This window comes from Natronomonas amylolytica, from assembly GCF_037031205.1.
Taxonomy (GTDB): domain Archaea; phylum Halobacteriota; class Halobacteria; order Halobacteriales; family Haloarculaceae; genus Natronomonas; species Natronomonas amylolytica.
In genome coordinates, this window is the sequence record NZ_JAYEZM010000001.1 from 525,359 (window position 1) to 550,093 (window position 24,735).

The following is a 24,735-nucleotide window of genomic DNA, read 5'->3' on the forward strand; positions in this document are numbered from 1 at the left end:
CGAGATTCATGACAACGTTTGACGCGGCCGTATTCCGGCAGTAGCGGCCATTTGGTACTTTGTATCACACCCGTCAGACGGGCGTCGTCGGTATATAAATCGAAGCCGTTGACGGAGAAACATCCGGGCTATTCATCGCCGCAGCACGACGGTTGTCTGCCTGAACCAGTGTCGGGTTTCGGCCATGTATCGTATGGCAGCGCCGAGGGTTTATCCAGTAGAACGTTCTACTGATAGGTATGGCGACCTCGGTGAAGATGGACGAGGAAACGAAGTCTCGGCTGGAGGAGCTCCAAGCTGAGATCAAACTGGAGACCGGCCGGAAGGTGACCCAACAGGAGATCTTAGAGCGACTCGTCACGGAGGCCTACGAGTCGAAAACGGAGTTTATCGACTCGTTTCGAGAGACGTCGCTCCCGCTGAGCGAAGAGGAGATAGACGAGTTCCTCTCAGGGACGACCGCGTCCGGCGACCCCGTCGAAGAGGAGGATATCGACCGAATCCTCTACGACGAGGAACAAATCGAATGAGCGTCTTCGTGGATACGGGGGTCTTCTACGCACACCAACACGAACGAGCGAGCCGCCACGACGTTGCGACAGACGCACTTCGTGCCACGCTTTCCGGGGAATACGGTCGGCTCTACACGAGTGACTACGTTCACGACGAGGCCGTCACGCTAGTCCGAAAGCGAACCGGGAGCTTCGAAGGGACGAAGGCGGTCAGTGACCGAATCCTGGACTCCGGATCACCAATCAGCATCCTCCAAGTCGACAGACCACGAGTCCGGGAAAGCGTGGAAACGTTCGAACGCTACCGCGACCACGACCTCAGTTTCACGGACGCCACGATAATATCGCAGGTCGAAGCCAACGACATCGACACCGTCCTCAGTTTCGACGACGACTTCGATGGTATCGTCGACCGGACCGACCCCAGCGAGGTCGTCTGATTCCTGCTTCAGCGTTTTCGAGGCGAAGCCTCCGGCTTCGATTTGTTACTATCGCGTGCGCCGCGCGCGCGTTCGACCGGACGCCAAAGCGTAGCAGCAGCGGCGGTTCGCTATCGCCCGGCCGTATGAACTATACGCTCACGCCGGGGAATCCAGCATGTGACCCTCCACCGACGCGACGTCCTAAAGACGGCCGCCGCGGTCCCGCTGGCGGCGGTCGCGGGCTGTACCGGCGTTCTCGGCGATGGCGAGAAACCATCCTACAGCGACAGCACGCCCGGAGACGGCGCGAACGACGATGCTGGCGTGTTCTTCGTCCACATCGACGCCGAGTGGCTCCGCGCCTACGACGGCGAGGAGGAACTGCCCTACGCCGAGGAGTTCCCAGACGCCGTCGACATCGACGTCGGCTCCGATTCCGCGCCGGTCGAGGTCGACCCGCTGGTCGGCTACCCCACCGCGGGCCTCCTCATCGGTAGCATCGGCCTCGGGTTCGGCCTCCTCCCCTACGGCTTTGCCGACCGTCTTCTCGGCCCGCTCGGCGAGGAGGAACTCGGGGAGGAGACGTCCGAAAACGACACCGAGAGCGCCACGGAAACCGACGCTGCCGGGAGCGACGTACGCGTCGATTCGATGCTGCTCGTCGACGGCGTCGGCGTCTTCCGCGGTTCCTTCGAGGCCGATACCATCGTCGCCGCCTCCGAGGGGTTCGAACCCGACGGCGAGCGAAACGGCTTCGACATCTACGAGGGCACCGGGGAGGGCTTCCTCTCGACGGAGGGGTTAGCCTTCGCGGTCCGCGAGGACGCCCTCGTCACGCTGTTGGACGGGGAATCGGATCTCGATGCCGTCCTCGATACCATCGCCGGCGAAACGGAGCGGTTGGCCGATGACGACGACGGCGGGTGGGCCCTCGAAACCGCGGGCCACGGTCACGTCACGCTGGGTGCGTGGGGTATCGACCCCGAAGCCGGCGAAACAGCGGGCGGCGAAGCCGACACCGACCAGTTCGTCGAGAGCGGCCCGGTACTCGAATCCGCGAGTGGCGTGGTGAGTTCCGTTACCCTCGGGCCGGAGGAGGGAACGGCCTCGCTCGCCGCCGTCTACCCGGAGGGCGAGACGCCCGACCGGGCCGCCATCGAGAACGAGGTCGGAACCTCCGCGACGACCCGGGACGTGTCCATCGACGGAACCCGGGTCGCCATCGACGGAACGTGGCGCGTCGCCGAGGAGTCGACACCGGCAGGTTCCGGCGGCTAATCCAGCGGTGCGAGTCCTTTCTGCCGGGCGAGCGGCCAGTAGTACCACCACGCCACGAGCCAGGAGGCGACAGCGCCCACCGGCAGGACGGGAAGTTCAGAGACCGGAAGCCCGTAGGTCCAGAACAGTCCGTAGGACACCTGTGCGTGTGCAATCCCGGCGAAAGCTAGTAGACCGCCCGTGAGTCGCGGGTCCTCGTATCCCCGAAGCCCACCTATCGCGCTCGCGAGCGCGCCCGCGTAGAGAAGTAATCCGGCCGGCCACGCCTGCAGTCGACGGGGCAACACCTCGGTGTACACGAACAGGAACTCGTAGACGTTCGTCAGGTGAAACGGGTCGAGACTCACCAGCCCGAACGAGAAGACGAACGTCGGCTCCCTGACGAGGACGACGGTCCACGGGACCAGCCCGACGGCCAGAACAGCGAGCAACCGGCGGCGTGGCGATGCGTCGTCGGCCACGACGTTACTTCCGGGCGACGATACGCAGGACGTCCTCGTCTTTGAGTTCGTGGTCACGGCCCACCTGCTGTTCGTCGTGTTTGGCGCTGGGGCCGGTCACCCGGGCAAAGCGGAAGCGCTCGTCGAAGCTCCCGCCGAGTTTGTCGATGGCGTCGTCGACGGTGTTGTCCTCCTCGGTGAGGATGAGCGGTTCGTCCCGGTCGACGCCGCGGCCGGGTTTGTCCATGTAGATGCGGATGAGGCCGAGTCGCTCCCAGATGCTCTCCTTCAGCGAGTCGAGGCCCTTCTCCTTCTCGGCGCTGATGAAGACGGCCGTTTCGGGGTCGATGTCGTGTTCTCGGAGGTTCTCCTTGACCGTATCCACGTAGCTGGGCTCGATGAGGTCGACCTTGTTGACCGCGACCATCGAGGGGAGGTACTCGCGGTTGTCCTGCAGCGAGTCGACCAACTGGTCGATGGTGAGGTCCTCGCGGATGGTGACGTCGGCGTTGATGAACTCGTACTCGCGGAGGACGCTCATGATGGTCTCGTCGTCGAGGCTCACCTGGTCGGAGGTGGTGAGGTTGATGCCGCCCTTGTGCTTCTTGCGGACGTTGACCTGCACGGGCTCTTGGTCGAGGCGGACCTTGTTCTTGTAGAGTTCCTCCCGCAAGCGTTCGTACTGGTCGATTTCGAACGCCGAGAGGACGAACAACACGAGGTCGGCGGTTCGAACGACCGAGAGGACCGCCTGTCCGCCGCCGCGGTTCTCGGCGGCGCCCTCGATGAGGCCGGGCACGTCCAGCAGTTGGAGGTTCGCCCCCCGGTATTCGAGCATGCCGGGGTTGACGTCCAGCGTCGTGAACTCGTAGGAACCGACCTCGCTTTCGGCGTTGGTGAGGGCGTTGAGGAGCGTCGATTTGCCGACGGAGGGAAACCCGACCAGGGCGACTGTCGCGTCGCCGTGCTTTTCGACGGCGTAGCCGCCGCTGCCGCCACCGGAGGACTGTCGCCGTTCCAGTTCCTCCTTTTTCTCGGAGAGTTTGGCCTTCAGACGGCCGATGTGCTGTTCGGTCGACTTGTTGTAGGGCGTGTTGGCGATCTCCTCTTCGAGCTCCTCGATCTCCTCTTCGAGCCCCATTATGTGGCCGAAGACGCTGCCACCGAAAAAGCCGTTCGGTTGGGCATCCGCAGTCCTCACCGGAAGCGGCGGGGTTAACAGCCGCCACGACGAATCGCTCGTATGGAGGACAAGAAGAAACTCGCCTACACCTTCGTCAGTCTCGGCCTCGCGTTCCTCGGCGTCTTCCACCTCGTCTTCTCGACGCTGTTCGGCTACGGCCTGCAGGCGGTCGGTGGCCTCCTCATCGGTGCCGGCCTGTTCGGCCTGCTCGTCATCAATGCGTAACGCGTGTCGCCCGCCAACACACCACGTTTCGGCAGGGGTTTCAACAGTTTAATGCCCGGATACAAGAAAGAAACCGGTGATGGCCGACCCCTCCAGCCTCCGTGACAGCACCCAGATCGTTCTCCCGTGGGAGGCGCTGGATGGGCTTCGCTGCGAACTCGAATCCGAGTTCACGGTGACCGTCCACGACGAGGGCCACGCCGCCCGCATCATCGGCAGTCCCGTCGTCATCAAGGAGGTCAACGAATTTCTCGTCCGCAACGGTATCTCGCTGCCGTAGACCCCTGTGACGGGGCAGTCCCCGTGTTCGACCGTCCGCATCTCGGCCGGCGCGGTCGAAAACCCGTCTCCGCAATCGACAGTTGCTTGTCGCCATCCACCGACCACCGGGTATGACCGTCGCTGCCGACACCCGCGAGGCCGTCAGAAGGCGGCCCTTCCTCGAAACCGCGCTCCGGGCCGGCGTCGTCAACTACACCGCCGCCGCCCGCTTTCTGGACGTGGGCGAGACGGAAGCCGTCGCCGCCGCACTCCGCCGCTACGCTGAGGAGTTGGACGACTACGAGGAATCGGACCGACGTGCCAGCGTCTCGATGAAATCCGGCGTCGGCCCCGTCGAGGCAGGGGACGAAGCGGACGCCGACGCACTTCTGCAAATCGGCGAGACCACCTTCACCGCCGATGGTGGCAACTACACGGCAGTCGTCGCCGATGGCGACGTGGACGCGGGCGCACTCGTGGACGTGTTGGGCCGGCTTCGAACCGCCGAGGTGAGCGTCGAAGCGGCGGCCGCCGCCGAGGGAACGCTGGCCGTCGTCGTCGGCCGTCGTGCGGGCGCCAACGCCGTTCGAGCCGTCGAGGACGCGCTGTAAGCGACGCATTCAAACCGTCCGCGGGCGTCGCTCCGACAAATGACGCTCCGCGTGCTGAATACCCTCTCGGGCGAACGCGAAGAGTTCGAGCCGGCCGACCCCAACGACGTTCTCCTGTACTACTGTGGGTTGACCGTCTCCGATTACCCCCATCTCGGCCACGCGCGCACGTGGACGCACGTCGACGTTATCCATCGGTGGCTGGAACACCTCGGCTACGGCGTCCGCCACGTCGAGAACATCACCGACGTCAACGAGAAGATCGTCGCCCGCATCGGCGAGCGGACCGACGGCGAGACGCTCGGCGACAGCGAACCCGACGTCGCCCGCCACTTCATCGACCAACTGCTTTCCGACATGCGGTCGCTCAACCTCAAGCGGGCGGAGGTCTACCCCCGCGTCTCCGAGCACGTCCCCGAAATCATCGACCTCATCGAGACGCTCATCGAGAAGGGTTACGCCTACGAGTCCGAGGGGTCGGTCTACTTCGACGTCACCGAGTTCCCCGACTACGGCAAACTCTCGAATCAGGAACTCGACGAGGTCGAAGCACAGGGCCCCGACGAGGAACGTGCCGAGAAGCGCCACCCCTCGGATTTCGCCCTCTGGAAAGCCGACGGCGTCTCCGACGAGGCCGTCCACGAACACCGCGACGAGGCCTGCGAGTACGAGACCGACACCCCCGAGGGAACGACGTGGGACTCCCCGTGGGGCGAGGGCCGACCCGGGTGGCACATCGAGTGCTCGGCGATGTCGATGACCCACCTCAACGAGACCATCGACATCCACATGGGCGGCCGTGACCTCGTCTTCCCGCACCACGAGAACGAGATCGCCCAAAGCGAGGCCGCGACCGGCCAGCAGTTCGCCCGCTACTGGCTCCATGCGGACCTCTTCGAGATGGGCGAGACCAAGATGTCCTCCAGTCTCGGCAACTTCATCCCCGTCGGCGAGGCCGTCGACCGCTTCGGGACGAACCCCCTGCGGATGTTCTTCCTGTCGGCCTCCTACAACTCCACCCAGACCTACAGCGAGGAGGCCATCGAGGAGGCACTGGAGCGCTGGGACCGCCTCGAGAACGCCTACGAGCGAGCGGTCGAGGCCGTCGACTCCCCCGACGCGCGCACGAAGGTCGAATCCGACCTCCGCGAGGTCGTCCCCGAGGTCCGCGAGGCGTTCACCGAGGCGATGAACGACGACTTCAACACCCGCGAGGCCATCGCCGCGCTGTTCGACCTCGCGGCGGCGGTCCATACCCACATCGATGCGGCCGACGAGTACGATTACCGCGGCCTCCGGGAGGCCGTCGATGCCTTCGAGGCGTTCGGCGAGGAGGTTCTCGGCTTCGACTTCTCGGGGACCGCCGAGGGAGAGGCCACTCTCGCCGAGGAACTGGTCGAACTCGTCCTCGACGTCCGTGAGGCCGAACGCGAGGCCGGCAACTACGGGCGGGCCGACGACCTCCGCGACGACCTCGAAGCTCTCGGTGTCGAGGTACAGGACACCGACGACGGCCCGACCTACCGATTGTAGACGGGGCGGATGCGGGGTCGAAGGCGGCGAAGAAGAGACTCGCAGTCAGTCGTCGGCGGCGTCGAACTCGTCGAGGGCGCGGTGGAACACCATGCCGAGAGCGAGGTGTTGGGTCATCGCTTCGTGGAGTTCGTTCCGCACGGCGTCGCCGTCGTCGATGGCGTATTCCTTCGTCTGGACCAACTCGCGCATCTCGAGGAAGCCCTCCTCCTCGAGGTCGTGCAGCATCGGGTAGACCGTGCCGGGACTCAGTTGGGCACCGAAAAAGCGGTTGAGGTCCTCCATGACGCCCTTTCCGTGGGTGTCGCCGTCGCGAAGGCCGACGAGCATCATGAGTAGTTCCGGGAGGGATTCCTTGACCAGTCCGTCGTCGATGGTCGGCGTTCCGTCGTCGAACAGGCTTCCGGATGCGTCCTGGATGACGGCCTCGGTTCGAACCGCCGGGTCCGACGAGGAGTCGGACCGACCGACCCCGTTCAGTTCGCCGATGAGACTCTGGAGGGTCCGTTCGGACCCGCCTTGCGAACTCATCCCTCCACCTCCTGTCTGGTATCCATACCTTTTCGTATACGTCCCAGCATATAAATTGTCGGTTGAGAACAACTACGTTATCCGTATATGGAACGTGCAAAACGTCTCCTATCGGCCGATTAGCGCCTCGAGTTCCCACCCTCGTCGGAGCCGGATTCGGCCACGATTTCGAGGCACCCACCGGCCGGGACCGAAAACGTGATACGGACGATTCGGCGTTCGCCATCGGTCCGTTTCCAGCGCTTTTTGCCGTCTTCGACTCCCGACTCCCCGACAGCAGCGAGCGGAAGCGTGGCCGCGCCGCCGACCTCGCGCGCGGTCGGTTGGACCGGCGAAGACACGGATACCGACTCAACGAAACCGTTGTGTCAAACCTTGACGCGGTATACTGCCGGCATATTAAGTGGGGCGGCGGGAGGCATCTCTCGACGGTCCGTCTCGACGGCCATCTAACTTATGAGTCCCCGATTAATATTCGGCCACATGAAACGTCGCGCGCTGCTTGCAGGCATTCCGATGGCACTGTTCGCCGGTTGTACCAGTCTCGTCGTCGATGGCGAAGCCGAGTTCGAGGCCCAGACGGCCGTCGTCTCCGAGGACGCCCGCTCGGAGACCGGCTACGAGGAGGTCGGAGTCGAGAACAGCACCGTCGAGCGGGAACTGCCGGCCGGTCGAACGGTCCGCGTCACCAACGTCCTCGCCGAATACTCCCGCACGGTCGATATCGGACTCGGACTCAGTGGGGAACTCGCCCGCTTTACCGCCGTCGCAACGCCGGAAGTCGACATCGCCGGTCAGGCGATGAACCCCGTCGCCGACATGGACAACGACGAACTCGCCGAACGGGTCCAACAGCAGTACGACAACGTCCAGAACGTCGAAAGCGTCGGCGACCGGACCACGGCCGTCGGCGATACCGAAACCACCGTCTCGAAATACGACGCCGAGGCCCAGACGAACGGCGAGAGCGTCGACATCACCATCCACATCTGCCGCATCCAAAGCGAGGGCGACTTCGTCATCTGTGCGGGCGTCCATCCGCACGACATCGACGAGGAGTCCCGAATCGACACGCTGCTCGCCGGTATCCAGCATCCGGCCGACCGTTAGCCGATCAGTATCGGCCCGATCAACACCCCCATCAGATGCGCTCGACGGGCGCGAAACCGCGCCGGCACCAACCCGATTATCGTCGCTGCAACGTAACAGCCCACACCGACGGGTCCGGCGAACAGATAGCCGACCCCGCCGAGGCCGACGAGAACGACGACCGACAGGTGCGTCGGGTCGAGGCGGCCGACGGCCAGTAGATAGCGGTCGCCGACAGCGAGTACGAGCGCGAACCCGACCACCGCCGAGAGCGCGACCGCCGCGAGGAGATGCGGCAGCGACAGCGGTACACCCGCCTCCTCGACGGCGACTAAAACGCCCGTCCGTGGGGCACCGAGTGCGACCAGCGCGAAGAGGGCGAAGATGGTATTCGCCGTGTTGACGCCCGATGTCGTCACGACGAACCCCCGCGCACCGTACCGTCCCGGCACCGCAAGCAGGGCGAGCGTCGCCGCGACGGCACTGGAGACGGCGGGCACGTAGCCGACGACGGCGCCGGCAACGGTTCCGAGCCCCGACAGGCCGGTGAGCCCGCCTTTCGAGAGGGCGACAGCCGGGTCGTCCTGTGGCGGGACGCCCTCCCCGCCGATGGCGTCGATGAGGACTGGCGCACCGAACAGCCCCGCGAAAAGTGGCGCCAACACGCCACCGGCCGCAAGCGGTGCTTCCGGCGAGAGGTCGAGCGTCGCGATGCCGAGCATCGCACTCGTCACGAACGCGAACACGCCGACGGCCATCGAAGCGAGGCTCCGTTCGGTGAGGACGAGTACGCCGACGACGCCAAGCAGGACGACCGACAGGTTCGCGCGGACGAGCGGCCACACTGCCACCATCATTCGAGTGACGGGTATCGCCAGCGGCGCGGCGAGCAACACGGCGATGCCACTGCCCAGCGCCGACAGTCGGAGTGCTTCCCGGCCCCGTCCTTCGAGGACGAGCCGATGGCCCGGCAGTGCCGCGACCGCCATCGCCGGGTCGGGCACACCCAGCGCCAGCGTCGGTACGATTTCGAGGAACGTGTGCACGACGCCCGCGGCCAGCATCGCCATCCCCACCGGAAGGGGCGGCCCCGGCACCGACGGCGCGACGCCGGCCAACAGCAGCGCCATGTTGTTCGCGTGGAGCCCGGGTATCAGGCCGCTTGCCGTCCCCAGCGCGATACCCCCGACTACGAACGCCAGCGCTGTCAGCGTGCTCCGGGGTGCGACGGCCACCTCCATCGAGACGGGTTGGCCGCCTATTGGTATTTAAATCCGCGCTCGACATCGCCACGAGCGCCGGTGCCGCCGCTTCCCGGTCGATAAATAGAGAAGGTTGCTGTTGGCCAGTTTAGCCGAACAGTTCGCCGAGGCCTTCGCCGCCGTCGCCTTCGTCTTCGTCGTCGCCTTCGTCTTCGGCTTCCGCTTCTTCTTCGGCGTCTTCCTCGGCCTCGTCGGCTTCGGCCTCGTCGTCGGCTGCACCGGCAGCAGCGCCGCCAGCAGCGGCGCCGCCCGCGGGTGCGGCCGCGGCCGTCTCGATGGCCTCTTCGACGTCAACGTCCTCCAGCGCGGCGACGAGCGCCTTGACGCGGGATTCCTCGACGTCGACACCGGCCGCTTCGAGGACGTCCGTCAGCTTGTCTTCGTTGATCTCTTCGCCAGTCTCGTGCAGGATAAGTGCTGCGTAAACGTATTCCATGATGTATCACCCGAACATGTCGCCGAGAGCGTCGCCGCCGTCACCGTCTTCCTCGTCGGTGTCGTCGGCCTCGTCGTCGGCTTCCGCTTCTGCTTCTTCGTCGCTCGATTCGTCTGCTTCCTCGTCCTCGGCCGCCTCGGCGGAGGCGTCTGCCTCAGCCGCGGGGGCCTCGACGCCGCGGAGCTCCTCGGGGAGCGCCTCCTCGTCGTCGATCTGTGCGGCCAGCGCGCGAACCTGCGCGTCGGCCGTCGAGACGAGGTCGTCCGCGAGGTCCGGGCTCTCGACGGCCGCCGAGAGACCGACGGACTTGGCCTCGCCCGCCGCCTTCGCGAGCAGCGTGGGCGCGGTCCGTGCGGTCGGGTACTCGGAGTTGACCGCGAGATTCCGGGCTGCGGCCGCGGCGGACTCGACGTCCGCGCGGTACTCCTCGACGTCGATGGCGAGTTCCTCGGGCGCGAACAGCACGCCGTCGGAGAAGACGCCACGCAGGTCGAGACCGACCTCTTTCGGCTCGATGCCGAGTTCGCTGAGGACGTTCGCGAGGTCCTGGGAGACCTCCTCGCCAGCGTCCAGGACCTTCGAGTCCTCCATCACCTGGATGGAGCCCTCTTCGATGCGAGCGTTCGCACCGATGGCCTGGAGGTCGCCGACGAACGGACCCGGGTCGACGCCCGTGTCACCCTCGGGGATGACGATGTCGTTGGGCGCGACCTCACCGGCGCCGATGGGCGCGGGGGTCTTGGATTCCTCGAGCTGCTGGTAGAGCCCGAAGGGGTTGTCGTTCGTGCCGATGAGACCGACCTGTCCGGCGACGTGTTCGGTCAGGTCCTCGAGGCCGTCGTCGACCTCTTCGAGGGCGCGAACGACCAGCGTGTTCCGCGAGACGCGCAGGGCAGCGGTGCCGTGCAGGTCACGGCGCATGTCCTGCAGCTGGCGGCTCGGGATGCCGGCGATGTCGACGACGCCGATGGAGTCGTATCGCTCGACGAACTCGACGATGTCGTCGACTTCCTCACGCTTCCACTGCGGAATCGTTTCGGTCTTGCGTTCGGAGTCGGCTTCGGCGCTCATGCGGGCACCTCCACGGCCGGCCCCATCGTCGTCTTCACGTAGACTGCGTCGATGTTCTGCGGCCCCTTCTCGAGGTCCGTGAACAGCCGACGCAGAATGACGTCGATGTTGTCTGAGATGTCCTCGGCGTCCATGTCCTCGGCGCCGACGCGCGTGTGGAACGTGCGTCGGTCACGGGAACGGACCTGGACGGTGTTCTTCATGCGGTTGATCGTCTCGACGACGTCGTCGTCGGGATCCAGCGGAGTCGGCATCTTCCCTCGGGGACCGAGCACGGTACCGAGGTAGCGACCGATGTCCTGCATCATGCTCTCTTCCGCGATGAAGAAGTCCGTCTCTTCAGCGAGGTCTTTCGCCGCGTCATCGTCGTCGCCGAGGTCTTCGAGGTCGTCGCTGTCGAGTACATCGTCAGCAACGTCCTCGGCCCGGAGGGCCGTTTCACCTTCGGCGAACACGACGATACGCGTGTCCTGGCCCGTACCCGCTGGTAGGACGATACTCTCGTCTACACGGTTGTTGGGGTCGTCTAGGTCTATGTCGCGCAGGTTAATCGCGAGGTCGACCGTTTCGCGGAAATTCCGCTCAGGGGCCTCCTCGAGTGCGCGATCTACTGCGTCCTCTATCGAATTTGCCATCGTTCACCTCCGTAGTTGCAGCCACGAGGGCTACTACGGTGTGAAACAGGCTGCGCCTGTCTCGTTCGAAGCGACGAGGATGACGCACTTAAGGCCGTCGAACCAGCGGTGCCGACGGCCGGTTTTCACCCCACGTCGCCGTCGAGAAATCGGTCTTCGACATCCGGTGGCGGGACCATACACCGGTCCCGCTGGCCGAACCAGTCGTAGCGGTTGGCCGCCACGAACCCGTAGACCGAATCGCGAATCGAGCGTGGAACGACCACGGAGGGATAGAGCAGCGAATACGGCAGGCCGAGCCGCTTCAGCATCCGGAGCGCCGCGGTCGATTTGGTGTAGTAGTCGTCGCCCTCGACGAGCACGAACGTCTCGAAGCTCTCGGTCGGCAGGCCGTGGCGTTCCAGCAACTGCTGGCCGGCTTCCGATTGCAGCGCGGCGAACCGGAACCGTGCCTCGGGGTCTCGGTCGATGACCCACTGGACGAAGCCGTTACAGAGGTTGCAGACGCCGTCGAACAGCAGTATCGGCTTGTCGGTGGGAATCTCGACATCGGTGTCGGCCGACTCGGCGTTTGACACACCCGTTGCTACGTCTGCGAGGAGTAAAAGGAACGCGAGAAACGTACCGAAAATCGAACCGGCTTACGCCGCCGCTTCAGCCGCTTCGAACGTATCGTCGTACTCGCCGTCTTCGAGCCGCTGCTTGTAGGTCCGGGCGTCCTCGCCTTCGATGGTGACACCGAGGGAGACGCACGTACCGGCGACCTCTTTCGAGGCGCCGCGGGCGTCGTAGGCGAGCAGGTCCGGGAGCTTCTGCTCGGCGATCTTCTTGAGCTGTTCGACGGACATGTCGGCGACGAAGTCCTCTTGGGGTTCGCCGGAGCCCGTCTCGAAGCCGAGTTCGTCCTTGATGAGGGCCGCGGTCGGCGGGACACCGACCTCGATCTCGAAGGAGCCGTCGTCCTCGTAGGTGACGGTAACGGGGACTTCCGTGCCGTCGAAGGCTTCCGTCTGGTCGTTGATGTCGTTGACAACCGCCTGCACGTCCACGGGCGTCGGGCCGAGTTCGGGGCCGAGCGGCGGCCCGGGGTCGGCCTGCCCGCCGGGGACGAGCACTTCGATAGTTCCAGCCATACACGTCACGAGTGTCGCCGCAGTTTTAAGGGTTGTCGATTCGGTTCGCCGTGGGAGTCCGGAGCATAGCCCTCGAACCCCCGCGGGAATCCAGCAAGGCAAGACGGGTCCCGAAGGTCATAAGCCCGCAGTTGCCCACAGTAGAGGTATGCAGGCGCTCGTCATCGTCGCCCACGGGTCGCATCTGAACCCGGACGCGAGTACGCCGACCTACGAGCACGCCGACACCATCCGCGAGTCGGGCGTGTTCGACGAGGTCGCGACCGCGTTCTGGAAGGAGGAACCGTCGTTCCGCGAGGTGCTGCGAACCCTCGAAAGCGACGACGTGTACGTCGTCCCGCTGTTCATCTCGGAGGGGTACTTCACCGAGGAGGTCATCCCCCGAGAACTCCGACTCGACGACTGGGACGTCGAGGCGTGGGATTCGGACGGCACGAGTGCCACCCACGCGACGCTGGAGGCCGACGACGTCGACAAGACGGTCCACTACTGCGGGCCGGTCGGCACCCACGACGCGATGACCGACGTCATCGTCCGCCGCGCGGAGACGGTTACCGGCGACCCCGACGTAGGAGACGGCTTCGGCCTCGCGGTCGTCGGCCACGGCACCGAGCGCAACGAGAACTCCGCGAAGGCCATCGAGTACCACGCCGAACGCGTCGCCGAGAGCGGCCGCTTCGACGAGGTGAAGGCGCTGTTCATGGACGAGGACCCCGAAATCGACGACGTGACAGACTTCTTCGAGGTCGAGGACATCGTCGTCGTCCCGCTGTTCGTCGCCGACGGCTACCACACACAGGAGGACATCCCCGAGGACATGGGTCTAACCGACGACTACCGGAAGGGCTGGGACACCCCCGCCGAAGTCGACGGCCACCGCATCTGGTATGCCGGCGCCGTCGGGACGGAGGCCCTGATGGCCGACGTCGTCCTCGAACGGGCGGCCGATGCCGGCGCCGACGTCGGCGACGCCATCGATGAGGTTCGACGCCGCACGCGCGTTGCGGGAGTAGAGGACGCCAACGCGAGCGCGGGGGACTAACACGTGAACGACACGCAACTGGACGCGCTCGTCGAGGCCGCCGACGAGGGTATCGACTACGACGGATTGCGCGTCACCCACGATGCGGGTGTCTACACTTTCGAAACCCCCGGCGAGCCCTACGAAGGACTCGACGAGGACGGCTTCCGCGAGGTCGCCACCGAGAACCCGTGGCTCGTCTCGAACTGGTACTTCTGGACGCAGGCGGACCGGCCCGAACCCGAACAGGCGTTCCTCCGGTGGCTGGAGGGGGCCGACGAACGCTCCGTCACGGAACGATACGAGGCGATGGCCGACGGCGGCCTCACCGAATCGTGGGGGCAACTCCACATCGAAATCGCGCTCGGCGACGACGGAACGCGCGTCTACACCCTCCGCAACGAGGAAGACGCCGACGCCGACCTCGACTCGCTGGCGGTCCACACCGACCCGCTCGATGCCCGCGAACTCGTCAAGCACGACGACCGGGGCCGGTATCGCCCGCTGAAGACGGCGCCGACGCTGCCGACGGGATGGGCCTTCGTCGACCTCGACGGCCGGGCGCTCGGCCGCGCGGTCGACGTCATCTACCCGGTGACCATCGCCAACTGGCATCTCGAACGACAGGGCGAACTCGACGTCTCTCACTGGGTGCCGACGATGGAACGGCAGACGGGTATCTACGGCGTCATCGAGACGTGGAACCGCGGCGACGGCCACGAACACGTCGACTGGGTCGCCGAGGCCTGCTGTGACGACTCCCAGTGTCTGAAGCGCCGCGAGTGGGACTACGACGCCGAGACCGACCTCGATGTCGACGGCGGCGACGGCGAGTTCCCGTGTCGAGAGCCCTGTTCGCTCGTCATCGCGGCCGCACGACAGTGGACCAAACTCGAAGGCGAGGAGACACAGACCTACGAGTTCGAACTCACGCCCAGCGAGAAAGAGCAAATCGAGGCCATCATCGACGCCGTCGCCGACGGCGAGGCCGACGAGGTCCGGGAGGCCGACGTCTACGACGGCGCCAACCGCTATCGGACGCGCTTTTTGCGGGCGAAACGGTTCGACGAGGAGGGCAACCTCTGTGGCGTGCCGACCGACGACGAATAGAGGCGCGGTCAGACCAGCAGGTAGTTCGCGGCGACCGCACAGAGGCCGCCGGCGACGACGGCGAAGGCACCGAGGACGAAGTTGATGCCGTCGGCGGCAAAGACCGCACCGAGCGCCAGAACGAGTGCGACGGCGCCGAGCACGCCGACCGGCAGGGCACGCATCGCCGGTGAGACCTCCGACGTCTCGGTCTGCCGTGGTTTCGAGAGGTCCGGGTCGACCTCGACCGGTTCCTTCGCCGGCGTTCGGTCGAACTCGATGTCGACGTAGTGGGTCTCCTGGCCGTGGGCGGTGACGACCTTCAGTTTTCCACGAATCAGGTCCGACGGCCACTCCGTGTGGTCCCGGGTCTTGACCTCGATGTGTCTGGTCTCGTCGGTCTCGACGTAGTGGTTCGAGGCCTCGATGCGGGCGATCTCCGAGAGGCGGTCGTCGAGGTGGACGTGAATGTGGGTCGGCTCGCCATGGTTCGTCAACGCGATGGCGAAGGGGCCGTTCGCCTCGAAGGTGGTCGGCGCTTCGAGCGTGTGCAGCCCCGTCCGGTTGACATCGACAGCGAGCGTTTCGGTCACGGGCGTCGACTCGCGCGGTGGCCTAAAAAAGGCTACTGCTGGACCGACTCGTTGCTGGGGCCGAGAGACCGGACCTCAGGCCGCCGCCTCGTCGCGCATGTCCGGCGGCAGCAGGTTCGGGATGCCGTCCTCGATGGGGTACTCCTCGCCGCATTCGGTACAGACCAGCCGTCCCTCGAGGATTTCGTCGTCGTCCTCGCGGATGACCTCCAGTTCGAGGTCGCTTTTGTCGAGCGGACAGCACAGGATATCCATGAGCGACTCCTTCATAGGGAAGTCTCCGGTGGGCCGGGCCAAAAGTATGGCGGGTCCGACCGCTTCGCGGGAGTTTTGTCCACGCCCGCCGAATCCCGCCTGTGACCGGCGGTACCTACACCCTGCTCGTCGAGGTGCCCGAGGCGACGACCATCACCGTCGGCGCTCTCGGCGACCAGCAGTTTCCTGCGGGCTGGTACGCCTACACCGGCAGCGCGCTCGGGACGGGCGGCTTCGGCCGCGTCGACCGCCACTACGAACTCGCTGCGGGCGACCGCGAAACGCGCCACTGGCATATCGACTACCTGCTTGGCCACCCCGACAGCCGGATTCGCGGCGACGTGCGGACGCCCGATTCGGACGTCGAATGTGCCGTCGCGAGCGCGCTTCCGGACGGCCCCGTCGACGGCTTCGGCGCCTCCGACTGCGACTGTGAGAGCCACCTCGCGTACGCCGAGACGGGCGCCGAACTGCAATCGGCGGTCGCCGAGGCACACCGGCAGGCCCGAACGGAGTAGCTCAGGCCCGCGCAGTCGACGTAATATAAATGCCCGTCAGTACGACCACACCGCCGGCGACGGTCGCCAGCCCCGGAACCTCCGTGAGCAACGCCACACCGAGCAGCGTCGCACCCACGGGTTCGCCGAGCAGCGAGACGCTGACGACCGAGGATTCGACGTGTTCGAGCGCCCAGTTGATGACCGTGTGGCCGAAGATGCCCGGCCCGACGGCCATCCCGAGGAAGATGAGCCACTCGCGGGTCGGATAGCCCGTCAACTGGAGGTCCTGAAACAGGGCGACGACGAGCAACGTGAGCGCGCACGCGGAGTAGACCACCATCACGTAGGGTACGAGGGCGACCCGCTGGCGGAGCGACCGCCCGACAAGCACGTAGATGGCCGCCATGAACGCCCCGAGGACCGCCAGGGCGTTGCCGAACAGCGGCCGCGAGCCCGCGACGGCGGCCCCGGCGACGAACTCGCTGGCCGACATAGCGACGATGCCGACGATGGCGACAGAGATGCCGGCGGCCTTCCGGAGGCCGATGCGCTCACTTAAAAATAGCGCGGCGCCCAGGGCGACGAAGACCGGCTGTGACTGGACGAGCGTGACGCTGGCGGCGACGCTCGTCCATTCGAGGCTCTCGAAGTACGCCGAGAAGTGAACCGCCAGCGCCGCCCCCGTCAATCCGGCGATAAGTAGGTCTCGCGGTCCGAAGGCATCGAACTCGCCCCGATACCGGGTGAAGACGAACGGCGCGATGAGCAGCGTCGTCAACAGGACCCGATAGAACGCGAGGACGACGGCGTCGGCGGCGCTCCAGCGGGCCAGAATCGCGCTCGTCGAGACCGCGACGATGGCGACCGCCAGCGCGAGAAGCGGCGGCGTCCGGGCTTCGAGACGGGCCAACACACCCGGACCCAGCAGCGACTGGAATAAGTCGGTTCCGCAACCGGCCGGCCGCAGTCGACGGATTCCACAACCGATTTCCGCGCGCAAGCGGAGCCTCGCGCATGGACGACGCCCGCGTCGGCGCGCTGTTGGTGCTCTGTTCAGCCGCCGGGTTCGGGACGCTCGGCATCTTCGGCACCGTCGCCGGCGACGCCGGTCTCTCGATTCCGACCGTCCTCTTCTTTCGCTTCTCGCTGGCGACGGTGCTGGTGTGGGCCATCCTCGGCGTCCGCGGCCGCCTGAAACCCCTCCGGGGCCGGAACCTGCTCGCCGGCATCGCCCTCGGGGCCTTCGGCTACGCCGCCATGTCCGGCCTCTACTTCCTCGGCCTCGAGTTCATGACCGCCGGCCTCGTCGGCATCATCCTCTATACCTACCCCGTCTTCGTCCTCGTGTTGGCCGCCGTGTTCCTGGACGAACCCATCGGTCGACGGAGCATCGCGGCGCTTGCGGTCACCCTCTCGGGCATCGCCCTCATCACCGGCGCCGACCCGGCCGCCGCCGACCCCCGCGGCGTCGGCATCGTCCTGCTGGCGGCGCTGGTCTACGCCAGCTACATCACCGCCAGCAGAACCACGCTGGAGGACGTGGCTGCCCCGATTCTGACCGCCCACGTCATGCCCGCCGCCGCAGTCACGTTCCTCGTCATCGGCCTCGGGACCGACTCGCTGGCGATGCCCTCCGGGACCGTCGCGTGGGGAACTATCCTCGCTATCGCCGTCTTCGCCACCGCCGTCCCGATATTCACCTTCTTTGCCGGCCTCTCGCGTATCGGCGCCGGCCCCGCGGCGATTCTCAGCACCGTCGAACCGGTTATCACCGTCGTGTTGGGCGCGATATTCCTCGCCGAACCCGTCTCCGCTGTCGTGGCCGGCGGGGGTACGCTCGTGTTGCTCGGGGTCGTACTGGTTCCGCGACGGTAGGCGGGTCTCGTGCTGGCGGCTAAAGCCACCGCCCGTAGACGGCACCAACTTATAACGGAATGGGGGTGAACTCCGAAGCATGCTCGACGACACGGTCTGTATCGTCTGCGGTGGCGGCGGCGGCATCGGCGAGGAAACGGCGGCGGCGCTGGCCGACGAGGGCGCGGCGGTCGTGGTCAACGACCTCGGCGTCGACGTCTCCGGTGAGGGTTCGGACGAACAGCCGGCCGAGGAGACGGTCGCCCGCATCGAGGCGGCGGGCGGCGAGGGGATGGCCCATTTCGGCGACGTGACCGACCTCGAGTACACGGAACGGCTCATCGCCGATACCGTCGACGAATACGGCGCCGTCCACGCGGTGGTCAACTTCGCGGGCATCCTCCGGGACGGCATGCTGTTCAAGATGGACGAGGACCAGTGGGACAGCGTCATCGACGTCCACCTGAAGGGGCATTTCTCACTGCTTCGCAACGCCGCCGCTCACTGGCGCCAGCGCCACAAGGCCGAGGATGGCTTCGACCGCGAGCGCTCCTTTATTTGCGTCTCCAGCGGCGTCTCGGTCGGCAACATCGGACAGGCCAACTACTCGGCGGCGAAGGCCGGCATCCTCGGATTGATGCGGACCGGTGCGCTCGAACTCGACCAGTACGACGTCCGCATCAACGCCATGTGGCCGACCGCGCTAACCCGGATGACCGAGGACCTGCCCGGCATGGCCGGCATGGACGAAGCGGACATGGGCCCACAGCACACCACCGGCGTGCCCGTCTTCCTCGCCAGCGAGGCGGCTGAGGGAATCACGGGCTGTACCCTCGCCGTCGCTGGCGACAGCGTCTCGGTCGTCTCGGACCCCGAACGCGAGCGAAGCCTCTCGACGGAGTCCGATAACGGCTGGTCGGGCGAGGAACTGGCCGACCGATGGGACGAACTCACGGAGGACTACGAGACGCGACGGCTGAATAGCGGGTATTAAAAGACCTCAGGCCAGCAGGAACGGGATACCGAAGACGACGAGCAGGCCGACGAGGGCGACGACGGCGCCGACGGCGACGTCGCGGCCCGTATAATCGCTCTGCGGTGCAGTCGTCCGTCCCTCTTCGGCCTCGTCCTCGTGGTCGTCGTGGTCGGTCATACGCGGTTCTGCGGCGGGCGGCTACTTTGTCCTATCGTTCCCGAGCGACCGGCAGACTTGGACGCCCCGTCGGTGACACGGTGCGAGCGGAAGCCCACGACCGGTCAGTCCACCGATTCGGTCGCTCTGCCGTGGTTCCAATGCCGACATTTAATTCGGAGGCAGATCAACATCAGCGTATGCAGCGCGTCAACGCCTTCGAGGTGCGTCCCCTGTCCCACCGAGACAGACTGCTGCTCCTCGAGGTGCTGGACGCGTCCGCCGCGCTGTGGAACGAACTCACCTACGAGCGCCGCCAAGCCTTCTTCGACGACCGCGACGTGTGGACGATCGACGCGGACGAGTACCGCCTGAAGTACAAGGGCGTCCTCGGCAGTGCGACCGCCCAGCAACTCATCCGCCGCAACAACGAGGCGTGGCGGTCATTTTTCGCCCTTCTCAAAGACGGCAAGAATCCCTCGCCGCCCGGGTACTGGAAGGACGAAGATAGTGGCGATCGGGAGCTGCAGACGCTCATCCGCAACGATATGTACACAGTAGAGTGGGGCAAGCAGTCACGACTGGAGATCCCGGTTGGTCACGATCTCAAGGAGAAGTACGGCCTCGGGTATTACGAGCGGCTTCGACTGGAGGCCCGGGGCAATCCGCGTTGGCGTGGGGAGCAAGGCCGGTTGGAGTTGGTGCACGACAGGGATGCCGAAGCGTTCAGGGCACGACAACCCGTCTCCGACGCTGTTCTCAGACGGGACGAATCACTGGCTACCGCCGAGAGCGACGACTCGGTGGTGGCAGCCTTGGACATCGGCGCGAACAACCTCGTCGCCGCCACCACCTCCACCGGCCACCAGCGGCTCTACCACGCCCGCCCCCAATTCCACCGCTTCCGCCACATCACGGAGAAGATCGCCGCCCTCCAACGGCACCTCGCCGGCGACGAGCGGTCAAGCAGGCGCATTCGCCGCCTGTACCGCAAGCGGACCGAGCAGGTGTACCACCTGCAGGACGCTCTCATCCGTGATCTCGCGGAGTGGCTGGCCGGGCTCGGCGTCGGTGAGGTGATCGCCGGCGACCTCGCGGGCGTGCTGCGGGAACACTGGAGCGCGACCGTGAACGAGAAGACCCACCAGTTCTGGAGCCACGGCCGGTTCCGCCGACGGCTCCGAGAAGTCCTAGAAGGCGAGTACGGCATCGCGGTCGAAGAAGTCGACGAGTACGGTTCCTCCTCAGCATGTCCGGACTGTGGGGGCGATCGGGTGGAGCGGAAGGGCGACCTGCTCACGTGCTACGGCTGTGGCTTCGAGGGACACTCGGATGTGGCGGCATCCGAGAACCTGCTGTGCGACGCGGTTGGGTCGATGGCTCGGCCCGCGGTCTCCCGAGAGAACACGACGGAGGGCGGACACCGAGAGGTGCCGCGCCTCAAGTGGGACGATCACCGCTGGCGACGGCGGGATCGCTCGACCAAAGAGGACCCTGCAAACCGGAGTACCGGCGACGGGAAAGTTGCCTCCGGTGGCACAGGCACGGCCTGAATCACCCACGCGGAGGAATCCCACGGCTTCAGCCGTGGGAGGAAGTCAAGGGCAGGTATTTGATGGCGGGCCATCAAGCCGGCTACATGAGGCGTCGTGTCGTCGTCGCGGAGGCAGCGAGATGAGGGGCTTCTATCGACGGTTTCTGCAGGTCGTCGTTCGGCTGTTGCCCTTCGCCGTCGCCTTCGCTCGCGACCAGCGCCGGTTCCTCCTGTTCGGTGGCGCCCGCCAGGTCCACGAGGCGGTCCACGAGGAACGCGCCGAGCGCCTCGTCGAGACGCTCCTTCAGCTCGGCGCCGCGTTCATCAAGGCCGGACAGGTGCTGTCGACGCGGCCCGACATCGTGCCGCCCATCTACGCCGAGGCGCTGTCGACCCTGCAGGACGAGGTGCCCGAAGACAGCGGACAGGACCCTGCAGTCGTCGTCGAGGAGGAACTCGGCGATGCGGTCGATTCCGGAAGCCTCACGCCCATCGCCGGCGGGTCGCTGGCCTACGTCTATACCGCCGCAATCGAGGGCGAGGAGGTCGCCCTGAAGGTCCGGCGGCCGGGCCTGAAACCCCGAATCGCCCGCGACCTGCGCATCATCCGCAAACTGGTCCCGTTCGTCGGCCTCATCGCCGATGTGCGACAGGAGTACTCGATTCGGAACATCGCCGACGACTTCGAGCGCATCATCTTCGACGAACTCGACTTCGAGCGAGAGGCCCGCATGATGAGACTCATCGGCGAGAACTTCGCCGACGACGAACGGGTCTACATTCCCGACGTCGACGAGGAACGGACGACCGAACGCGTCCTCGTCATGGAGTACGCGGAAGGCGAACGCGTCACCGACACCGAGGCGCTGCGGGAAGCCGGCGTCGACCCCGAGGAGATGGCCGAACGTATCGCCGACATCTACCTCTCGATGGGACTGGAACACGGCGTCTTCCACGCCGACCCCCATCCCGGCAATCTCTCGGTGATGGACGACGGCACGCTGCTCATCTACGATTACGGCATGAGCGAGGAACTCGCGCCGGAGACCCAACAGCGCATCATCGACCTCTATCGGTCGCTGGCCCGGCGTGACACCGACGGCCTCATCGACGCGCTCATCGCCCTCGACGTGCTGGCGCCGGAGGCCGACCGCGGCGAAGTCCGCCGCGTGCTCGAACTCGCGATGGAGAACCTCGAAGGCCGCTCCGACATCGACTGGCGGGACATCATTACGGAGCTTTTCACGATGCTCCACGATTTCCCCTTCCGGATTCCGCCGAACGTGATGCTCCTGCTTCGCGTCGGAACGGTCACCGAGGGCGTCTGCCGACAACTCGACCCCGAGTTCGACTTCGTCGCCTTCATCCGGTCGTTCCTCGTCGAACACGGCCTCTTCCGCGAGGAACTACAGGAGTTGGCCAGGGAGGTTCGCAACGACCTGCGAGCCTCGGCGCCGGTTCTCGCGCGGTTGCCGGCCCGGACCGACCGGTTGTTCGACCGCCTCGAACGCGGCGAACTCCGTATCAAGACCGAACACACCGACGCCTCGCCGCGCTACGCGCTCGGCTACGCGATTCTCGCGGGGGCGCTCGTCGTCGCGAGCGCGCTCCTGACGTTCCACGAACGCCCCTACGAACTCGTCGGTCTCGTCGGTGCGGCCGTCTTCCTCGTTCTGTTCCTGCGGCACCGGTAAGCCCGACTCGCGGACCGAGGAGTCGTGGGGCTTCTTGACCGTCCCGCCACATACCCGAGACATGTATCTGGCAGACGCCGCCTGGCCCGAGGCCGGCGAGCGACTCGAAGACGCGTCGCTGGCGCTCGTTCCCGTCGGCTCGACCGAACAGCACGGCCCACATCTCCCGCTTGCGACCGACCACGTCATCGCCCAAGGGTTGGCCCGCGAGGCCGCAGACCGGGCCGACGTGGTCTGTACGCCGACGGTCAAAATCGGCGTCAGCCCGCACCACCGGCAGTTCCCGGGTACGCTGTCGGTCGACCCGCCGGCCTTCCGCGAGTACATGGAATCGCTCGTCGAGAGCCTCGCCTATCAGGGACTTGACCGCGTGATATTCGTCAACGCCCACGGCGGCAACGTCGACCACCTCCGGGAGGTCGGCCGCCGCGTCCACGAGGACCGGACCGCCTACGCCATCGAGTGGATGTGGGACGAGTCCATCCCGGACCTCGTCGACGACCTGTTCGAACACAACGGCCCCCACGGCGGCCCGAAGGAGACGGCGATGGTGATGCATCTGGCCGAACGGCTGGTCCACGAGGACCGACTGGCCGAGGCCCGCGACGGCGGCGTAATGGAGTTCGACCCGAACGCGACCGGCCGACAGTTCGGTGCCCGCACGTTCTACGACGCCATCGACAACAGCGACAACGGCGTCTTCGGCGACCAGACCGACGCGACACCCGAGAAGGGCGAGGAACTGTTCGAGGCCGCGACCGAGCAACTCGTCGCCCTCTGTGAGTGGCTCGCCGACCAACCGTTCGAGAGCCTGATGCCGAAAGCCCGTGTCGACGTCGCCGACCGCCGGAAATAACGGCTATTCAAGCGACAGCGGCCGGTAGACCGCGGCGGTGACGACCGAGGTGGCTTCCTCGGTGGTCGCCTCGACGATTTTCGTCTTCGGTTCGCCCGTCCAGTTCCAGTCCCGAATTTCACGGGCGTCCTCGAGGTTTCGCAGCAGTTCGTGTTCGCACTCCTCGCGCGTCCCGCAGGAGTGTTCCATGAAGACGCCGCCCTCCTCGGCGGCCATCCAGCCGAGACCGGCGGTGACCTTCTCGCCGGGGTCGGTGCCGGTCTGTCGCGCCATGACGACCGCGAGTACGTCGCCGACGTCCCAGCGCCCGGGGTCGAGCGCGCCACGTTCGACGACGGTCGCGCCCTCGGGGATGACCGAGGAGAGGGAAACGAGATTGTAGTTGTGGATGTTGGCTTCGCTGAGGGCCTGGTCGAACGACCCGAGGGCGGTTCGGCCCTCACCGACGCCCCAGACGAGATCGATTTCCATCGTGGTGGCCTACCCGACTGCCGGATAAGTCACTTACGAGAGTGGCCTCGAAGGGTGAACGCGGCCCGGAATACGAGTGCCCGGCGTTAGTGCTCCGGCGGTTCGTCGGCCGGCCGGACGGCCTCGCCGTCCTCCCAGACGTAGAAGCCCTCGCCGGACTTCTTGCCGAGGTTGCCGGCCCGGACCTTCTTGCGGAGCGTCTGCGGCGGTCGGAACCGCTCGCCCAACTCATCGCGGAGGTACTCGGCGATATCGAGGCGGACGTCGAGACCGACGAGGTCGGTGAGTTTCAGCGGCCCCATCGGGTGGCTGTAGCCTTCTTCCATCGCCGTGTCGATGTCCTCGACGCTGGCGACGCCGCTTTCGACCATCCGGATGGCTTCCAGTCCGAGCGCGACGCCGAGTCGCGAGGAGGCGAAGCCGGCGCTGTCCCGGACGACGACGGCCTCCTTGTCGAGTCCTTCGACGTACTCGACTGCCGTTTCCTCGACGGCCTCGCTCGTCTGCTCGGCGATGACGACCTCGACGAGGTCCATGATGTGCGGCGGGTTGAAGAAGTGGAGGCCGACCGCACGCTCCGGTCGTTCGAGGGTGCTTGCGAGTTCGGTCACCGACAGCGAGGAGGTGTTCGACCCGATGATCGCGTCGGCGGGCGCGGCCGCCTCCACGTCGGTGAAGACATCCTTCTTGAGGTCCATGTCCTCGGGGACGGCCTCGACGACGAGGTCCGCATCCGAGACGGCGGCGTCGAGGTCCGACGCGGCCTCGATGCGGTCCAGCGCCGTGTCCCGCTCCTCTTCGGTGACCTTGTCGCGTGCGACGCCACCCGCCAAGTTCTCCTCGATGCTCTCGATTCCGGCCGCGATGCGGTCTTCGTCCACGTCGTTCAATCGGACGTCGTGGCCGGCCATCGCGGAGACCTGTGCGATGCCGTGGCCCATGCTGCCGGCGCCGATGACGGTTACTTGCATACGGCGAGAGGTGGTCGCCATCACCGAGAAAGTTCGCTTCTCGGATGCGGCGCTGTTAAGTTAAGAGTGAGGCGGCCGGTGTTTCGAGTGATCTATGGTCGAAATCGACCGCCTCGACGGTGATACCGGTTGGATTGACTTAG

31 protein-coding genes are annotated in these 24,735 nt (G+C 66.0%); 16 read left to right on the forward strand and 15 right to left on the reverse strand.

Annotated elements, in window-relative coordinates; all coding sequences use genetic code 11:
- Window positions 1–239: 239 nt before the first annotated feature.
- The 3 genes from U5914_RS02875 (at window position 240) to U5914_RS02885 (ending at window position 2,212) form a co-directional block, all read left to right on the forward strand.
- Window positions 240–530, forward strand: coding sequence for a hypothetical protein (locus U5914_RS02875; RefSeq protein WP_336134017.1), 291 nt, complete (start codon window positions 240–242; stop codon window positions 528–530).
- Complete coding sequence (locus U5914_RS02880; protein WP_336134019.1) at window positions 527–952, forward strand: type II toxin-antitoxin system VapC family toxin; 426 nt, start codon at window positions 527–529, stop codon at window positions 950–952. Before U5914_RS02875 ends, U5914_RS02880 begins: the two co-directional genes overlap by 4 nt.
- Before the next feature lie 159 nt (window positions 953–1,111).
- A complete protein-coding gene (locus U5914_RS02885; RefSeq protein ID WP_336134021.1) occupies window positions 1,112–2,212 on the forward strand; it encodes a hypothetical protein in 1,101 nt (366 codons plus the stop codon).
- On the opposite strand, the gene U5914_RS02890 is transcribed toward U5914_RS02885, so the two are convergent.
- A complete protein-coding gene (locus U5914_RS02890) occupies window positions 2,209–2,673 on the reverse strand; it encodes a TIGR04206 family protein (RefSeq protein ID WP_336134023.1) in 465 nt (154 codons plus the stop codon). The two genes, U5914_RS02885 and U5914_RS02890, sit on opposite strands and share 4 nt — an antisense overlap.
- Before the next feature lie 4 nt (window positions 2,674–2,677).
- The gene (locus U5914_RS02895; RefSeq protein WP_336134025.1) at window positions 2,678–3,793 is read right to left on the reverse strand and encodes an OBG GTPase family GTP-binding protein; all 1,116 of its coding nucleotides are present in this window, start codon (window positions 3,791–3,793) and stop codon (window positions 2,678–2,680) included.
- 102 nt (window positions 3,794–3,895) lie between these two features.
- On the opposite strand from U5914_RS02895, the gene U5914_RS02900 reads away from it, so the two are divergent.
- The 4 genes from U5914_RS02900 to cysS all read left to right on the forward strand — a co-directional run bounded on the left by U5914_RS02900 (window position 3,896) and on the right by cysS (window position 6,465).
- On the forward strand, window positions 3,896–4,060 hold the full coding sequence (locus U5914_RS02900; RefSeq protein ID WP_336134026.1) for a hypothetical protein: 165 nt from the start codon (window positions 3,896–3,898) through the stop codon (window positions 4,058–4,060).
- A gap of 79 nt (window positions 4,061–4,139) precedes the next feature.
- A complete protein-coding gene (locus tag U5914_RS02905) occupies window positions 4,140–4,340 on the forward strand; it encodes a VNG_1110C family protein (protein ID WP_336134027.1) in 201 nt (66 codons plus the stop codon).
- A 112-nt stretch (window positions 4,341–4,452) separates the two neighbouring features.
- The gene (locus tag U5914_RS02910) at window positions 4,453–4,932 is read left to right on the forward strand and encodes a DUF7523 family protein (RefSeq protein ID WP_336134028.1); all 480 of its coding nucleotides are present in this window, start codon (window positions 4,453–4,455) and stop codon (window positions 4,930–4,932) included.
- Window positions 4,933–4,971: 39 nt separating this feature from the next.
- Window positions 4,972–6,465, forward strand: a complete 1,494-nt coding sequence (gene cysS / locus U5914_RS02915; protein ID WP_336134029.1) for a cysteine--tRNA ligase — start codon at window positions 4,972–4,974, stop codon at window positions 6,463–6,465.
- A 45-nt stretch (window positions 6,466–6,510) separates the two neighbouring features.
- Here the strand turns inward: cysS and U5914_RS02920 are convergent, their stop codons facing one another.
- Window positions 6,511–6,996, reverse strand: coding sequence for a PadR family transcriptional regulator (locus U5914_RS02920; RefSeq protein ID WP_336134030.1), 486 nt, complete (start codon window positions 6,994–6,996; stop codon window positions 6,511–6,513).
- Between the two features lie 483 nt (window positions 6,997–7,479).
- On the opposite strand from U5914_RS02920, the gene U5914_RS02925 reads away from it, so the two are divergent.
- Window positions 7,480–8,106, forward strand: a complete 627-nt coding sequence (locus tag U5914_RS02925; RefSeq protein ID WP_336134031.1) for a DUF6517 family protein — start codon at window positions 7,480–7,482, stop codon at window positions 8,104–8,106.
- On the opposite strand, the gene U5914_RS02930 is transcribed toward U5914_RS02925, so the two are convergent.
- From U5914_RS02930 to U5914_RS02955, 6 genes are all read right to left on the reverse strand, one after another.
- Window positions 8,103–9,326, reverse strand: coding sequence for a tripartite tricarboxylate transporter permease (locus U5914_RS02930; RefSeq protein ID WP_336134032.1), 1,224 nt, complete (start codon window positions 9,324–9,326; stop codon window positions 8,103–8,105). The two genes, U5914_RS02925 and U5914_RS02930, sit on opposite strands and share 4 nt — an antisense overlap.
- 109 nt (window positions 9,327–9,435) lie before the next feature.
- Window positions 9,436–9,783: a 50S ribosomal protein P1 gene (gene rpl12p, locus U5914_RS02935; RefSeq protein ID WP_336134033.1), complete on the reverse strand. Its 348-nt coding sequence runs from the start codon at window positions 9,781–9,783 to the stop codon at window positions 9,436–9,438.
- Between the two features lie 6 nt (window positions 9,784–9,789).
- Complete coding sequence (locus tag U5914_RS02940) at window positions 9,790–10,854, reverse strand: 50S ribosomal protein L10 (RefSeq protein ID WP_336134034.1); 1,065 nt, start codon at window positions 10,852–10,854, stop codon at window positions 9,790–9,792.
- Window positions 10,851–11,489, reverse strand: coding sequence for a 50S ribosomal protein L1 (locus U5914_RS02945; protein WP_336134035.1), 639 nt, complete (start codon window positions 11,487–11,489; stop codon window positions 10,851–10,853). Before U5914_RS02945 ends, U5914_RS02940 begins: the two co-directional genes overlap by 4 nt.
- A 125-nt stretch (window positions 11,490–11,614) precedes the next feature.
- The gene (locus tag U5914_RS02950; protein ID WP_336134036.1) at window positions 11,615–12,067 is read right to left on the reverse strand and encodes a thiol-disulfide oxidoreductase DCC family protein; all 453 of its coding nucleotides are present in this window, start codon (window positions 12,065–12,067) and stop codon (window positions 11,615–11,617) included.
- A gap of 63 nt (window positions 12,068–12,130) precedes the next feature.
- Entirely contained in the window at window positions 12,131–12,622 is a 492-nt protein-coding gene (locus U5914_RS02955; RefSeq protein ID WP_336134037.1) for a 50S ribosomal protein L11, read from the reverse strand.
- A 148-nt stretch (window positions 12,623–12,770) separates the two neighbouring features.
- On the opposite strand from U5914_RS02955, the gene U5914_RS02960 reads away from it, so the two are divergent.
- Window positions 12,771–13,664, forward strand: coding sequence for a CbiX/SirB N-terminal domain-containing protein (locus U5914_RS02960; protein ID WP_336134038.1), 894 nt, complete (start codon window positions 12,771–12,773; stop codon window positions 13,662–13,664).
- Between the two features lie 3 nt (window positions 13,665–13,667).
- On the forward strand, window positions 13,668–14,753 hold the full coding sequence (locus U5914_RS02965) for a DR2241 family protein (RefSeq protein ID WP_336134039.1): 1,086 nt from the start codon (window positions 13,668–13,670) through the stop codon (window positions 14,751–14,753).
- 8 nt (window positions 14,754–14,761) lie between these two features.
- Here U5914_RS02965 and U5914_RS02970 read toward each other — a convergent pair whose 3' ends face one another.
- On the reverse strand, window positions 14,762–15,325 hold the full coding sequence (locus U5914_RS02970) for a DUF7524 family protein (protein ID WP_336134041.1): 564 nt from the start codon (window positions 15,323–15,325) through the stop codon (window positions 14,762–14,764).
- Between the two features lie 75 nt (window positions 15,326–15,400).
- Window positions 15,401–15,595, reverse strand: a complete 195-nt coding sequence (locus tag U5914_RS02975; RefSeq protein ID WP_332311683.1) for a methytransferase partner Trm112 — start codon at window positions 15,593–15,595, stop codon at window positions 15,401–15,403.
- Window positions 15,596–15,681: 86 nt separating this feature from the next.
- On the opposite strand from U5914_RS02975, the gene U5914_RS02980 reads away from it, so the two are divergent.
- Entirely contained in the window at window positions 15,682–16,098 is a 417-nt protein-coding gene (locus U5914_RS02980) for a GIY-YIG nuclease family protein (RefSeq protein ID WP_336134045.1), read from the forward strand.
- Window position 16,099: 1 nt separating this feature from the next.
- Here the strand turns inward: U5914_RS02980 and U5914_RS02985 are convergent, their stop codons facing one another.
- The gene (locus tag U5914_RS02985; RefSeq protein WP_336134047.1) at window positions 16,100–16,993 is read right to left on the reverse strand and encodes a DMT family transporter; all 894 of its coding nucleotides are present in this window, start codon (window positions 16,991–16,993) and stop codon (window positions 16,100–16,102) included.
- A 101-nt stretch (window positions 16,994–17,094) separates the two neighbouring features.
- Between U5914_RS02985 and U5914_RS02990 the strand changes: the two genes are divergently transcribed.
- Together U5914_RS02990 and U5914_RS02995 are read left to right on the forward strand one after the other, a co-directional pair.
- Window positions 17,095–17,955, forward strand: coding sequence for a DMT family transporter (locus U5914_RS02990; protein WP_336134048.1), 861 nt, complete (start codon window positions 17,095–17,097; stop codon window positions 17,953–17,955).
- 79 nt (window positions 17,956–18,034) lie between these two features.
- On the forward strand, window positions 18,035–18,928 hold the full coding sequence (locus tag U5914_RS02995) for an SDR family NAD(P)-dependent oxidoreductase (protein ID WP_336134050.1): 894 nt from the start codon (window positions 18,035–18,037) through the stop codon (window positions 18,926–18,928).
- Window positions 18,929–18,934: 6 nt separating this feature from the next.
- Here U5914_RS02995 and U5914_RS03000 read toward each other — a convergent pair whose 3' ends face one another.
- The gene (locus tag U5914_RS03000; RefSeq protein WP_336134051.1) at window positions 18,935–19,087 is read right to left on the reverse strand and encodes a DUF7550 family protein; all 153 of its coding nucleotides are present in this window, start codon (window positions 19,085–19,087) and stop codon (window positions 18,935–18,937) included.
- 179 nt (window positions 19,088–19,266) lie between these two features.
- On the opposite strand from U5914_RS03000, the gene U5914_RS03005 reads away from it, so the two are divergent.
- The 3 genes from U5914_RS03005 (at window position 19,267) to U5914_RS03015 (ending at window position 23,150) form a co-directional block, all read left to right on the forward strand.
- Window positions 19,267–20,619: an RNA-guided endonuclease InsQ/TnpB family protein gene (locus U5914_RS03005; RefSeq protein WP_336134052.1), complete on the forward strand. Its 1,353-nt coding sequence runs from the start codon at window positions 19,267–19,269 to the stop codon at window positions 20,617–20,619.
- Between the two features lie 121 nt (window positions 20,620–20,740).
- Window positions 20,741–22,294, forward strand: a complete 1,554-nt coding sequence (locus tag U5914_RS03010; protein WP_336134053.1) for an ABC1 kinase family protein — start codon at window positions 20,741–20,743, stop codon at window positions 22,292–22,294.
- Between the two features lie 61 nt (window positions 22,295–22,355).
- Window positions 22,356–23,150, forward strand: coding sequence for a creatininase family protein (locus U5914_RS03015; protein WP_336134054.1), 795 nt, complete (start codon window positions 22,356–22,358; stop codon window positions 23,148–23,150).
- Window positions 23,151–23,153: 3 nt separating this feature from the next.
- Here U5914_RS03015 and U5914_RS03020 read toward each other — a convergent pair whose 3' ends face one another.
- Both U5914_RS03020 and U5914_RS03025 read right to left on the reverse strand, forming a co-directional pair.
- Window positions 23,154–23,621 carry a pyruvoyl-dependent arginine decarboxylase gene (locus U5914_RS03020; RefSeq protein WP_336134056.1) on the reverse strand — a complete coding sequence of 156 codons (468 nt, stop codon included), beginning with the start codon at window positions 23,619–23,621 and terminating at the stop codon, window positions 23,154–23,156.
- An 86-nt stretch (window positions 23,622–23,707) separates the two neighbouring features.
- On the reverse strand, window positions 23,708–24,592 hold the full coding sequence (locus U5914_RS03025) for a 3-hydroxyacyl-CoA dehydrogenase family protein (protein ID WP_336134057.1): 885 nt from the start codon (window positions 24,590–24,592) through the stop codon (window positions 23,708–23,710).
- Window positions 24,593–24,735: the final 143 nt, after the last annotated feature.